Annotated in this window: 12 protein-coding genes; 4 read left to right on the forward strand and 8 right to left on the reverse strand. The window is 59.1% G+C overall.

Going from position 1 to position 13387, the window contains the following annotated elements; all coding sequences use genetic code 11:
• Positions 1-3: 3 nt before the first annotated feature.
• On the forward strand, positions 4-297 hold the full coding sequence (locus JNX03_RS15355) for a DUF1467 family protein (protein WP_203209874.1): 294 nt from the start codon (positions 4-6) through the stop codon (positions 295-297).
• Here JNX03_RS15355 and JNX03_RS15360 read toward each other — a convergent pair.
• The 4 genes from JNX03_RS15360 to trpS all read right to left on the reverse strand — a co-directional run bounded on the left by JNX03_RS15360 (position 257) and on the right by trpS (position 3310).
• Positions 257-964: an EI24 domain-containing protein gene (locus tag JNX03_RS15360; protein WP_203209875.1), complete on the reverse strand. Its 708-nt coding sequence runs from the start codon at positions 962-964 to the stop codon at positions 257-259. The genes JNX03_RS15355 and JNX03_RS15360 overlap by 41 nt on opposite strands.
• Complete coding sequence (locus tag JNX03_RS15365) at positions 949-1527, reverse strand: nitroreductase family protein (protein WP_203209876.1); 579 nt, start codon at positions 1525-1527, stop codon at positions 949-951. The genes JNX03_RS15360 and JNX03_RS15365 overlap by 16 nt, the downstream gene beginning before the upstream one ends.
• 110 nt (positions 1528-1637) lie before the next feature.
• On the reverse strand, positions 1638-2108 hold the full coding sequence (locus JNX03_RS15370) for a VOC family protein (RefSeq protein ID WP_203209877.1): 471 nt from the start codon (positions 2106-2108) through the stop codon (positions 1638-1640).
• 185 nt (positions 2109-2293) lie between these two features.
• Positions 2294-3310 carry a tryptophan--tRNA ligase gene (trpS, locus tag JNX03_RS15375; RefSeq protein ID WP_203209878.1) on the reverse strand — a complete coding sequence of 339 codons (1017 nt, stop codon included), beginning with the start codon at positions 3308-3310 and terminating at the stop codon, positions 2294-2296.
• Positions 3311-3383: 73 nt separating this feature from the next.
• On the opposite strand from trpS, the gene JNX03_RS15380 reads away from it, so the two are divergent.
• Positions 3384-4070 carry a rhomboid family intramembrane serine protease gene (locus JNX03_RS15380; protein ID WP_203209879.1) on the forward strand — a complete coding sequence of 229 codons (687 nt, stop codon included), beginning with the start codon at positions 3384-3386 and terminating at the stop codon, positions 4068-4070.
• 11 nt (positions 4071-4081) lie between these two features.
• Here JNX03_RS15380 and murJ read toward each other — a convergent pair whose 3' ends face one another.
• From murJ to JNX03_RS15400, 4 genes are all read right to left on the reverse strand, one after another.
• Positions 4082-5623, reverse strand: a complete 1542-nt coding sequence (gene murJ, locus JNX03_RS15385) for a murein biosynthesis integral membrane protein MurJ (RefSeq protein WP_203209880.1) — start codon at positions 5621-5623, stop codon at positions 4082-4084.
• Positions 5624-5724: 101 nt separating this feature from the next.
• Positions 5725-7857: a Hint domain-containing protein gene (locus tag JNX03_RS15390; RefSeq protein ID WP_203209881.1), complete on the reverse strand. Its 2133-nt coding sequence runs from the start codon at positions 7855-7857 to the stop codon at positions 5725-5727.
• 215 nt (positions 7858-8072) lie between these two features.
• Positions 8073-10856, reverse strand: coding sequence for a [protein-PII] uridylyltransferase (locus JNX03_RS15395; protein WP_203209882.1), 2784 nt, complete (start codon positions 10854-10856; stop codon positions 8073-8075).
• Position 10857: 1 nt separating this feature from the next.
• Entirely contained in the window at positions 10858-12042 is a 1185-nt protein-coding gene (locus tag JNX03_RS15400; protein ID WP_203209883.1) for a penicillin-binding protein activator, read from the reverse strand.
• Between the two features lie 94 nt (positions 12043-12136).
• On the opposite strand from JNX03_RS15400, the gene rsmI reads away from it, so the two are divergent.
• Both rsmI and JNX03_RS15410 read left to right on the forward strand, forming a co-directional pair.
• The gene (rsmI, locus tag JNX03_RS15405) at positions 12137-13000 is read left to right on the forward strand and encodes a 16S rRNA (cytidine(1402)-2'-O)-methyltransferase (protein WP_203209884.1); all 864 of its coding nucleotides are present in this window, start codon (positions 12137-12139) and stop codon (positions 12998-13000) included.
• Positions 12997-13374, forward strand: a complete 378-nt coding sequence (locus JNX03_RS15410) for a YraN family protein (protein WP_203209885.1) — start codon at positions 12997-12999, stop codon at positions 13372-13374. Before rsmI ends, JNX03_RS15410 begins: the two co-directional genes overlap by 4 nt.
• The last annotated feature ends 13 nt before the right edge of the window (positions 13375-13387 follow it).

Here is a 13387-nt window from a genome sequence, read left to right on the forward strand (position 1 = left end):
GCCATGGGTATTACATCCGGCCTTGTCCTCTTTGCGGTGATCTGGGCGATGACCTTTCTTATCGCCCTGCCGATCCGCGTGCAGACCCAAGGTGATCTGAACGACGTTGTGCCGGGCACCCATGCGGGTGCGCCGGAGCATCATCACCTGCGCAAAAAGGCGTTTTGGACCACGCTGGTCGCCGCAGTGATCTGGGCGATTGTGGCCACCATCATTCTGTCCGAATGGATCAGTGTCGCCGACGTCGAAAGCTGGTTCAGGGCTGGCGCATGGAGAGACGGTGATACAGATGGGTAAAGGTCGCCGCTCCTAGGATCGGGATCACCAGATTGAGCAGGGGCACCGACAGCGGAATCGCCATCAAAATACCGGCGAGCCAGATCGTGCCCATATGTTTGCGCCGCAGCTTCTTGGCCTCGATGCGGCCAACACGGCGGATCGCGGCCATGGTGTAATATTCCCGGCCCAGCAAAAACCCGTTCAATGTCCAGAACACCAGCGGTGCAAAGACGTTGAACAGGAAATAGAACAACAACGCCAAGATATTGGCGCCGACCAGCACACCCAGAAAATTCACGGTATCACGCAGGGCATCGCCAAACGGCACAGGGGTGGTGGGTGGCAAGCCGGGATAATGCTCGGCCTCCACCGCATTGGCGACATCATCCAGAAACATCGAAGTGATGGCCGAAGCGACAGGGATCATCAGAAACATCGACAGGAAGAACAGCAAGAACGCCGACCCCCAAGAGAGGAAATCACCGACCCATGTCACCTCGCCAATAATCGGCAACCACACCTGTTCTGGCGTCAACCAATCGACCAACCAAGAAAACCCCGCTGTGGCCGCGATCAACAATGCCAGCGCAAGTGCGATGCCGATGAAAAACACACGGCGGAATCGCCGGTCCGTCAACTGGCCAATCGCCATGAAAAAGGAGTTGAAAATCAGCGGGAGAGCCATGTCGTCATGCTTTCGATATTTGGCCGTGGCCGTTCGGGCGGCGCGGATGTTTCTGTTCCGATGTGAATAATCCCCGCAATACGCTCATGATCGGCCAGCGCCAAGCCGTCCTGCATAAACCCGCGATCATGGGAGGGCCAGCCAGACAACCAATTCGCCCCCCAACCAGCGGCCAGCGCGACATTCAACAACGCCAGACAAACGGCACCTGCCGCATAGGTTTGCTCCAATGCCGGAATTTTCTCGGATGGTTTTTGAACTTCGACGACGACAACCGCAAGACCACCTTGATCAAACTGACTGCGCCCTTTGACGATCTGTTCCTCAGGCAAGGCCAAAGCTGCACCGCGTGTCTGAACCACCTCGGCCAATCGCGCCATCGCGGGTGTTTCCAACACGATAAACCGCCACGGCTCCAGCTTGCCATGATCCGGGCTGCGCGCCGCCGCCGTCAGCAGTGGGATCAACGCAGCCCGATCCGGCACAGGTCCAGCCAATGTTTTGGCCGGGCGCGAGCGCCGGGTTTGCAAAAAACGAAGGGCGTCGGGGTTCGGATCAGGCATGGGGCCTCACGTTTCAATTCCAATGGTCAGCCTGCCCTGCATAGGCCATCGCAAGCCCCGCTCACAAGCTCTTGACGAGACAGATGTGCCATCGCCAGCTAGCTAAATCGCTAGGCCGCCTCGTCCAGCAGTGCCTGCACGTCCAGCGGGTCGTTGACCATCGCCAGGGCACCTTGCGCATCACGCGGCCAATCCGCCTCGGCGCGATCCCGATAAAGCTCAACACCGTTGCCGTCAGGATCACGCAGGTAAACCGCTTCGCTTACCCCGTGATCGGCGGCACCGTCCAAGGCAATACCAGCCTCGACCACCCGCCGCAAAACCTGCGCCAGCGCTGGGCGGTCCGGGTAGAGAAACGCTGCATGATAAAGGCCGGTATGGCCCGGCGGCGGCGGCGTTGCCCCTTTACTGTCCCAGGTGTTCAACCCGATATGATGGTGATACCCGCCCGCCCCCAGAAAGGCCGCGCGATCTCCGTACCGCAGGGTCAGATCGAACCCCAAAACATCACGGTAAAAGTTAATCGCCCGGTCAAGGTCTGCGACCCTGAGATGGACGTGCCCGACGCTGGGATGTGTCATAATGTTCTCCTGTTACCTCCCTCTACATGGGGAAGCTCAGGCAATTTGAACAGAGGCACCCGCGCAGAGCGGATGTGAACCCCCGCACAGAACAGCCGTTAGAAAAGCCAAAGCGGGCAACTTTCGACTCTTCATTTGGCCCTTAAACCTCCGGGGGTCCGGGGGCAGCGCCCCCGGCGGCTGGCTTAACCCACCATCCCGATAATCTCGTAGGTCCGCTTGAGGATTGGCGCGGTGATCTCACGCGCCTGTTCGGCACCTTTGGCCAGAATGCGATCGATCTCGGCTGGGTCGGCCATCAACCGCGCCATCTCCGACGAAATCGGGGACATTTTGGCAACGGCCAGCTCGGCCAGCTTGGGTTTGAAAGTGCCAAACTGCTGCCCGCCGACCTCGGCCAGAACCGCATCCACCGATTGCTCGTTCAGGGCGGCATAAATGTTCACCAGATTGCGGGCCTCGGGGCGGCCTTCCAGTCCGGCGGCTTCTGAGGGCAGAGCATCCGGATCGGTCTTGGCCTTGCGAATCTTCTTGGCGATGGTGTCGGCATCGTCTGTCATATTGATGCGGCTGGCATCCGATGGATCGGATTTCGACATCTTCTTGGACCCGTCCCGCAAAGACATCACCCGTGTCGCCGCGCCCTCAATCACAGGTTCGGTAATCGGAAAGAAATCAACGCCATAGTCGTGGTTGAATTTGGCGGCGATATCGCGGGTCAGTTCCAGATGCTGTTTCTGATCTTCGCCCACCGGCACATGGGTGGCGTGATAGACCAGGATGTCCGCCGCCATCAGCGCTGGATAGGCAAAAAGCCCAAGCGAAGCGGCTTCGGCATTCTTGCCTGCCTTGTCCTTCCACTGGGTCATCCGGCCCATCCAGCCCATGCGCGCCACGCAGTTGAAAACCCAGGCCAGCTGGGCATGCTCGGGCACCTGGCTTTGGTTGATCAGGATAGATTTTTCCGGGCTGATCCCCGATGCAATGAAACCCGCCGCCAATTCGCGCGTGCTGTGGCGCAGATCCGCCGGATCCTGCCAGACGGTGATCGCATGCATGTCGACCATGCAATAGACGGTCTGGATGTCCTGAGCCTGCATCCGCACAAAGCCCTGGATTGCCCCCAGATAGTTGCCCAGATGCAGATCTCCGGAGGGTTGAATGCCGGAAAACACTCGCGGCGTGAAATTGGTATCGGACATGGGGCACCTCTGGGCTGGATTTGGCGGTTGCCACGGCTTACTCATGGGCGCGAACCCCGTCAAGGAGCGCCCCATGCAAGACCCCGACATCCAGCCCCCCGTGAACCCATTGCCCCCTGCGGTGATATTGATGTTTCTGGCCATCGCCGGGGTAGAGGCCGGGCTGACACTGGGCGAAGCGGGGCTGATCGGCGGCCCCGGCGCGGTGGGCTGGCGGCTTGGCCTGATCCGGGATTATGCGTTTTCGGGCGAGATTTTTGATTGGATGATGGAGAACGGTCAGTGGCCTTTGTCAGAGGTTCGCAGGTTGTTGACCTATCCCTTTGTGCATCTGGGCTTTACCCATGGGCTGTTTGCAATGGTGCTGCTGTTGGCGCTGGGCAAGATGGTGGCCGAAGTGATGGGGCAGATGGCCTTTGTTGTGATCTTTATCCTGTCTGGCGTCGGCGGCGCGGCGATTTATGCGCTGCTGCTCAATGATCCTGTTTGGCTGGCCGGTGCCTACCCCAATGCCTACGGTTTGATCGGGGGCTATTCTTTTGTCATGTGGCGGCATCTGGCCGGTCGAGGCACCCAGCAATATCGGGCCTTCTCGCTGATCGCGGTTCTGATGGGCATCCAACTGGTTTGGGGGGTGTTCTTTGAAACCGGCACCATGTGGGTGGCGGAATTGGCCGGGTTCTTTTGCGGCTTCGGCTTGTGTTTCCTGCTGGCTCCCGGCGAATGGGCGCGGATCAGGGCCAAGTTACAGCGCCGCTGACCGCCGCGCAATCAGCCGCGCCGCATCGCGCCTTTGAATTCGGCCAAGCGAAACGCGCCAATCATCTGGCCCACACCAAAGTAGCTGAACGCGCCAATCGCGATCAGCACCACAAGCGCCAGCGCCCGCCACCACGGCAGCCCAAGGAATGGCTGCATCACGGCATTTCCCAGCCACATCGCCACACCCATCACGGCAGAGGCGATCAATATGCGCCAGATCCGCTTGTGAAACCGCGCATCAAACCTCACGGCCTTTCCATAACGCCGTGCCCCCATGGCCAGACAGACAAACATCGCCCAACCGGCAAAGGTGGTGGCCAGCGCCGGTGCAATCCAGCCAACAAACGGGGCCAGCCCCACGGCGAGGGCTGCATTCACCACCATGGCCACCAGCGCAAAATAGAACGGCCGGCGTGTGTCTTCGCGGGCGAAATAAACCGGTTGCAGGATTTTCTGCAGGACAAAGGCGGGCAGGCCCAATCCATAGATCAACACCGCCGTGGCAATGGCTGCGGTGTCATCCACATCGGATGCGCCGCGTTCAAACAGCACCCGGACCAAGCTGCCCGGAACCACCATCAACGCCACTGCTGAGGGGATCGTCAGCGCCAATGCGATCTCCGCCGCGCGGCTGAGGGCATGGTGCGCGCCGTCATCATCACCGGCCCGCAGGCGCCGCGCCAGATCCGGCAAGAGAACAACGCCTACCGCGATGCCAACCACGCCCAGCGGCAGTTGGTAAAGGCGATCTGCCGCGAACAGCCAGGATACCGCGCTGTCATATTGGCTGGCCACCAATTGCCCCACCACCAGATTGATTTGCATCACCCCGGAGGCCAGCGCTGCGGGCAGGGCCACTGTGACCATGGCCTTCATGTCCGGGGTCCAGCGTGGGCGGCCGGGGCGCAGGGCAAAGCCCGCCGCCGCTGCAGCACGCCATGTCAAGGCCAGTTGCGCGACACCGGCAACAGGAATGGACCAGATCAGCCAATCGATCACTGCCCCGCCGGACAGGGCGCCGATGGTCATGGCCGCAATCACAAAAATATTAAGCAATACAGGCGCCGCCGCCGCAACCGCAAACCGCCCTGTGGCGTTCAATATGCCCGAGAACAACGCCGCCAGAGACATGCAAAAAATATAGGGAAAAGCGATGCGTCCGTAACTCACTGTCATGTCAAACCGCGCGTCACCGGAGAAGCCTTCGGCAGTCACCCAGACAAGTGCTGGCATAAAGATCATGCCCAGTGCGGTCAGCAGCATCACCACCATCGCCAGCCCGTTAAAGGCATCGCGGGCAAATACCCCTGCACCGTCCTCGCCCTCCAACCGCTTTGCGAACATCGGCACGAAGGCCGCGTTAAACGCACCTTCTGCAAAGAACCGACGGAACATGTTGGGCAGGCGGAACGCCGCAACAAATGCATCCATCACCGGGCCGGGACCGATCAATGACAAGAGCAGCACTTCGCGGATAAAGCCCATCACGCGGCTGAGCAAGGTCCAGACACCCACGGTGAAAAAGCCGGACATAAGGCGGATGGGTTTCATTGCTGGCACAGTCCTAGCGATCAGGTTGGGCCAGCATTACCGCGCTGCGCCGTGCCGCGCAATGTCATCAAGGATCGGGACGCCAATGACGCCAGAACGGTTCAGGCCACCAACAACCGTGCCGAGCCGCAGCTCAGGCTCTGACGTGCAGAGGGGCCAAACGCGCCCGGATCGCTGCGCAGTTCGGGGAACAATGCAAATACTTCTTCGCGGGCTTTGGGGGTCAGGCCTGCCAGGCTGTAATCTCCGGGCTGATAGCTTTCGGACCATGCGCCAGCAGATTTGATGATTTCGTGATGATCAAACAGCAAGTGATAATAAGTGACATTATCGGTTTCCTGTTGAATGATATCGGCTCCGTTAACCAGGAATGACGCCGCCGCGATGACTTCCCTTTGGCCAAACAAAAGCTCGGCACGATAATCATCGATCAACATACGGTGCTGCGGTGAAACCTGCAGGGCATGGCTGTTGCCAATGCTGCCCTTTGCAAAGATGATCGGGGCAAGTTTACCGCGCCCTGCAACCGTTTTTGTACCCACCCAGCGGATCGGTTGCGGGCCATTGTCACGGGTCAGGACCAGATCACCCGCTTTCAGCTCTTGAACGCTGCGCGGGCCAAAAGGGGTCTCGATCCGGCTATCACCGGCAAAGCAGATGATCTTCTCAATCTGCGAAAAGTTGACCGTGGTCCCGTCTGTCAGTTGGGCCGTGCCGGTTTTGCCACCATTGGCGTCATCGCCATCGGTGATCACCACGGAGCCCGCAAGCAGATGCCCGCCAAAATCGAGCGTATCGCCCGTGGTTTCGTCGCCTTCACCGCCCAGCACACCAATGGTGCCGCCGTTCAGCTCGCTCCCGTCGATGATAAAGGTGTCATCGCCATCGTCGCCATGCGCAGAATCGCCGCTGCCGACATAGAATGTATCGTCGCCCTCGTTGCCAGCCAGGCTGTCGTTGCCGGCCTCACCATAGATGGTGTCATTGCCCGTGCCGCCATGGACCCAATCATTGCCTTCACCGGCATAGATCAGGTCATCACCGGCGCCAGCTTCGATGGAATCGTCAAAGTTTTCCTGGGGTACAGCTTCGAAATGAACGTCGGAAAAGTAAATCGCCTGTTGGGTGTCGCCGTTGTTGTCGTAGGTGATCGTAATGCTTGAAACCGGCCCTGCGATCTCGATCAACGCGGACGAATTGGCGGACCACGGGGCGGAGTTGTTCATCCCACCGGTGATGGTGTTTCCTGACACCGTCATGTTGGCGCCAGGCGTGATGTTGACCGCTACCGGATTACCGCTCTCGTCAAAGGCGGTGATAGTGACCACGTCTTGGAAGTTATTGTAGCCGTTTTCTTCGTCGTTGGTATAAAGCCCGTCAATGTCGCTGATGCGAAATTTGACGTTCTCAACCTCACCTTTGAAGGTCGCACGATCTTCGGTATTGAACGAAAAGGAAACGGTGCTGGGGTCGGTGCTTCCGCTTTGGTGCAGGTAGCCTGCGGATCGTGGATCAAAGGGCTCTCCCGAGGCAACATAGATCTGGTCGTTGCCGCCACTGGTTTCGGAGGAAAACTCTTCATTGGTCTGGACGTCTGAATAGCTGACCTGCACCCGCACTTCGCCGGTGTCCTGGGTTACGCCGCTGCGAAGATCCCTCTCATCGCCATAATCGCTCCAGTTAAATTCTGATTGGACAGGGAACTTCCCCTGATCGACCGTTTCGTTTGCCGGATCCCCGATATAGTTGCTGTCAATTACGTCATCGCCACTGGTGCCTTCGACGACGCCGTCCGCCTCGGCATAATCGGCATAGGCAAATGCGGCATCGCCGTTAACCGCCTCAGGCGTTTCGTCAAAAGTCAGCGTTTCGTAGCTGCGGCCCGCGATCAGGGGGATTTCGGAGAGGGTATAATATCCCGCATAACTGCCGGAATTGACAAAGAAGGTAACCAGCTGAAATTCCTTGCCGGTGACCGTATCCCGCAACGTCCAGGTTTCGGCTGCATAGCTATCAGACGTCTCGACAGGGCCGCCGTTGACGCTGATGGAAATTGGAACGGTGCCACCGTTCTCGTCATCGAAATGCTGTCCATCGGCGCCGGTGCCATTGTCTGTGATGGCTGCACTGCCCGTGGCTGTAGAAGGACCAGAATACGTGGCCGTCCCCCCAATGGTTTGGGAGAAAAGCGAATACGGATCAATGTCGTACAGCTTTACGTTGTGCGTCGGCATAGCCTGCCCTCAAGACATGACGTCCGGTCCGAGACGTCGGAAAAGAGATGGTTTGGTCACCTTGGGCTACGCAGACAATGTCAGTAAATATTGACTTTTTGACGCGGCAAATGTGGTGATACAAAGGCGAAACCGTCTGTATAACGCTAGAAATCTGGGATCGGCACAGGGTCTTGGGCGGTGAAATTTGTACCAAATTGGGCGCGATCAGGCGGTCAACCCTGCGCCCGCTCCACGCCCTCTGTGATCGCTTGCCGCAGACGTTTTTCCAAGGTGCGCTGCTTGCTTTCGGAGTAATATTTCAGGCCGAACATATCCTTGACGTAAAAGGTATCGACCACCTGTTCGCCGTAAGTCGCGATCACCGCATTGGCGATATAGACATTGGAATCCGCCAGAGTTCGCGCCAGATCATAAAGCAAACCGGGCCGGTCGCGGGTATCGACCTCGATGATGGTGTAGATTTCCGACCCTTCGTTATCAAAGGTGATATGGGTCGGCACCTTAAAGGCTTTCTCGCGTTTCTTGACTTTGTCGCGGGATTTGAGCGCCTCACGGGCGACCACCTCGCCGCGCAATGTCTTCTCAATCACTTGCCGCAAACGCGGCAAACGGCTCGCCTCATATGCATTGCCATCCGCGTCCTGTATCCAGAAGGCATCTGTGACATAGCCGTCTTTGGTCGTATAACTCCGGGCGTCCACCACATTGGCCCCCACCAGCGCCAGCGCGCCTGCGAGCCGCGAAAAGATCCCCGGATGGTCGGGCATCACAAAACAGGCGCGTGTGGCGTCGCGGTCCTCGTCTGGGTGCAGATCTATCCGCACGACATCTTCGCCAATGTCGCGCAGCAATTCGGCAAAGGCGACATGTGCGGTGACATGCAAACCCTGCCAATAGGGATCGTAATGCCGCCCGGTTTCCGTCTGCAGCGCCTTGCGCGGCCAGTCCTTGAGCGCCTCACGCAGGGTCTTTTTAGCCTCCGCCCCGCGGTTGGCCCGGTTGAGATCTTCCAGCCCGGTCTCAAGCGCCCGTTCGGTTTGGTTGTACAGCCCCCGGATCAACACGGCTTTCCAGTTGTTCCAGGTATTTGGCCCAACGCCGCGAATGTCGCAGACCGTCAAAACGCACAGCAGTTCCAACCGCTTGACCGTGCGCACCGCCTTGGCAAAATCCCGCACCGTCCGCGGATCCGCGATATCGCGCTTTTGCGCCATATCGGACATCAGCAAGTGATACCGCACCAGCCATTCAACGGTGTCCACCTCATCCGGTTTCAACCCCAATCGCGGTGCCACCTTTCGCACAATTTTTGCGCCAAGAATGGAATGATCCTCAGGCCGTCCCTTGCCGATGTCATGCAGCAGCAACGCAATATAAAGCACCTTGCGATTGACACCGCGTTGCAAGATCGACGAGGCGATGGGAAGTTCCTCCTCCAGCTCTCCGCGCTCAATCCGGGCGAGGTTCGCGATGCATTGGATCGTATGCTCATCCACCGTGTAGCTGTGATACATGTTGAACTGCATCATCGCGACAATCGGCTCAAACTCAGGAATAAACGCGGACAGAACGCCCAATTCATTCATCCGGCGCAGCGCCCGTTCCGGGTTGCCGTGTTTGAGCAGCAGATCGTGGAAAATCCGCCGTGCCTCGGGTTCGTGTCGCATGCTGTCGTCGATGAGATGCAGGTTCGCCTTGATGAGCCGCATCGCATCGGGGTGGATCAACATGCCTGTGCGCAAGGCCTCTTCAAAGATCCGCAGCAGGTTCAGCTTGTCTGACAGAAACTCCGCCTCATCGGTGACCGAGATGCGGTTGTGCACCACCTCATAGCCTTTGCGGATGCGCGGGCGTCTGCGGAATATCCGCTCAAGCAGCGGTTCCGCCTTGAGATGGATCGCCTCCAGCCCTGTCAGGAAAATCCGAGTCAGATCTCCCACGGCCGTCGCATGGCGGAAATAGGCCTGCATGAACACTTCGACCGCTCGGCGACCTGCGGTGTCATTGTATCCCAGCGCCTGTGCGACCTGGACCTGCATATCAAAGGTCAGCTGCTCCGTCGCACGCCCCGTCAAAAGGTGCAAATGCCCGCGCACCGCCCACAAAAATTCCTCGGCTGCGCGGAAGGTTTCAAATTCGTCTGGGCGAAACACGCCCTTGTCCACCAGATCGGCGATATTCTCGACCTCGTAGATAAACTTGGCGATCCAGAACAGGGAATGCAGATCGCGCAGCCCGCCTTTGCCTTCTTTAACGTTCGGTTCCACCACATAACGCTCGCCCTGTTTGAGGTGGCGGTTGTCGCGTTCCTCCAGTTTGGCTTCGATAAAGGCCCGGCCCTTGGCGGAAAACAACTCGCGGGCCAGCGTGTCATGCAGTTCCGCCGCCAGTTCGGTATCACCAATGATGAACCTTTGTTCCAGCAGCGCGGTCTGGATGGTGTAATCTTCGGTGCCTAGCCGCACACAATCGGCAATGGTGCGCGTGGCGTGGCCAACCTTCAGCTTCAGATCCCACAGGATGTATAGCATGCTTTCGATCACGCTTTCGGACCATGCGGTAGCCTTGTAGGGAATCAGGAACAGCAGATCGACGTCCGAAAACGGCGCCATTTCCCCCCGACCATAGCCGCCCACACCAATCACCGACAACCGCTCCCCCTCGGTCGGGTTCGGCTTGGGATGCAGCAGTTTGGTGGCGACATGCATGGTGCTGCACACCAGGGTGTCCGTCAGATAAGTATAGGCCCGCGTCATACCGCGGGCATCAAACGGGGCGCTCGCGAAAGCCTCCGCAATGGTGCTGCGGCCCTGTTTCTGCACGTCCCGCAGGATCGCCACAGCGGCGGCGCGTTGGCCGGCGGGATCAAGACCGGCGCAGGCACTCTCGATCGCGGCAATCACGGCGGGCGGATCGACGATCTGTGCCGGATCGCAAATCAGGCGCAGCGTGGCCACTGCGCCTGATCCGGTGTCTATCGTGGTTTGTGGGGGCAACTCAGAACCCGGCCCCACCAAAGGATTGCGGCGCGTTTTCTACAACAACCACAGCTTTGTTGCGGATCGTTGCAACGGCAAGCCCGCGTTCATTGGTGCCATCTTTGCGCAAACGGAAAATCCCGGTTGCGCCGCGAAAGCCCGCGCCCTGGGTCAAAGATGCCCCGGTCAGCGCCGTGGCTTTGCCGGATTTGGCCAACGCCCCAACAGCAGCGATGCCATCAAAGGCCAGCCCGGCCAAAGGATGTGGATCCGACCCGTATGCGGCGCTGTAGCGCTGGCGGAAGGCGCCGGAGGCCGCCGGATCAGGCAGCGCAAACCAGCCACCCTGTACCCCCGGCAGGTCCAGCGTTTGTGGCGGAATATCCCAACGGGTCAGGCCGATATACTGGGTGTTGGGGGCGCTCACGCCTGCCTCTGGCAAAAGCTGCGCAAACAGCGGCAGCGCGCTGGCCGATGAGGTGGTCAGGAAAAGTGCGTTGGCGCCCGATGCGTCCATGGTGGATTTGACGCGCGGCACAGAGGCAATCACGGATTCCTGGCTCAACGCATAGTCAACTGTACCCGAAAGCGTGGCGCCATTGGCCGAAATCGCTTGTTGAATCGCATCGCGCCCCAACTGGCCGGCCACATCCTGACCGTGCAGAATGACGATCCGGTCTTTGCCGTTGCGCTTGCTGTAACGCACCAGGCGGTTGGCTGTGTTGCCAAAAGTTGGCCCAAGAACAAAAACGTTGCCGCCCGCGATGGTGGGATTGTTCGAGAAAGACAGGACATTCACACCCTGCTTGGCCACTGCGACACCTGCGGCATTTGCCGCTTCGCCGTAAACTGGCCCAAGAATGATCTTTGCCCCATCGTTCACGGCTTTGGTGGCCGCGCTGGCCGCTGTAGCGGCATTGCCCGCCGTGCCATAGACGCGCAGGTCAACTTCCACGCCGCCCAGATCACGCATTGCCAGACGCGCGGCGTTTTCAAGATTCTTGGCCAGCAATTCGTCACTGGCCGACCCGCCACGCGGGATCAAAAGCGCCACAGGAACCGGTGCATTCGTGTCGATCTTGGCCCCGCCGGTGTTGGCCAAACTGCCCATCGCCGCCGGATCACAAGCCGCCAAAGCCATCGCAAAAAGCGGCAGGACCATCAACCGCACGCGCTTGCGGCATTTTTCAAAAAAAGCAATCATTCTAAACTCACTCCCCCGGTGGTAGGACGGCGCAACGGCGCAAACAAAAACAGGATGTGCCGCAATCATAGTGAGTGCGAAAGGCTGGTCCAGCGTGAATTACCAAAAGACACCCTTATCGGCGGGTTTGTATTTTGTCGGCGTGCCGATAGGCACTGCAAGAGACATCACGCTGCGGGCGCTGGATGTGCTGGCTTCGGCCGATGTTCTGGCCGCCGAGGACACCCGTAGCCTGCGCCGCCTGATGGAGATCCACGGCGTGCCCTTGGGCGAGCGCCGGATCTTGGCACTGCATGATCACAGCGGCAGCGGCGTGCAGGATAAATTGATTGCGCTTATGGCCGAGGGCCAATCGGTGGCTTACGCCTCCGAGGCCGGGATGCCCCTGATTGCCGACCCAGGGTTCGAGCTGGCCCGCGCGGCTGTGGCGGCTGGGGTGATGCTGACCTGCGCACCAGGACCCTCGGCGGTGCTGACCGCTCTTGCGCTGGGCGGATTGCCAACCGATGCGTTTTTCTTTGCGGGCTTTCTGCCCAATGCAAAAGCCGCCCGCTGCAGCGCCCTTGAAGCCCTGCGCGACATTCCCGGCACTTTGGTGTTTTACGAATCTCCCAAGCGACTGGCTGCAATGTTGCGGGATGCCGCATCCGTGCTTGGCCAAGACCGGCAAGCTGCAATGTGCCGCGAATTGACCAAAAAGTTTGAGGAAGTGCAGCGCGGGTCATTGACCGAGCTGGCAGATCTTTTTGCAGGCAAGGCCCCGAAAGGCGAAGTTGTGGTTCTGATCGACCGCAATCGTCAACACTCTGTTAATGCTTTGGACCTAGAAACAGACCTGCGGCAAGCATTGGCGGATATGTCGATGCGCGATGCAGTGGATATGGTTGCGCAGGCTCATGCACTGCCGCGCAGGCAGGTCTATCAAACGGCATTGGCCATGGGAAAGGGCGATAGGTGACAAAAGGGTGCAGGCATCATCGTGGCAGGTTGGCATTTCATGCTGGTCTGGCGGCTGAGAACCGCATCGCGCAGGATTATGAGCGGCGTGGATTTACCGTCGCCCGGCGCCGCTGGCGTGGTAAGGGCGGTGAAATTGACTTGATTGTGCGTGATGGCAACGCTTTGATCTTTGTGGAGGTCAAGCAAAGCCGCGATTTCAACCGTGCCGCCGAAAGCCTCAGCATCCGGCAGAAGCGCCGCATTTATGCATCTGCCGAAGAATATCTCGCATCTGAACCTGCGGGAAGCCTGACGGATGTCCGCTTTGATGTGGCGTTGGTTGATGGCCGTGGCGACACCCGCATCATCGAAAACGCTTTCGGACACGGCTGACCATTGCGAAAGC

The organism is Sulfitobacter mediterraneus, from assembly GCF_016801775.1.
Classification (GTDB): domain Bacteria; phylum Pseudomonadota; class Alphaproteobacteria; order Rhodobacterales; family Rhodobacteraceae; genus Sulfitobacter; species Sulfitobacter mediterraneus_A.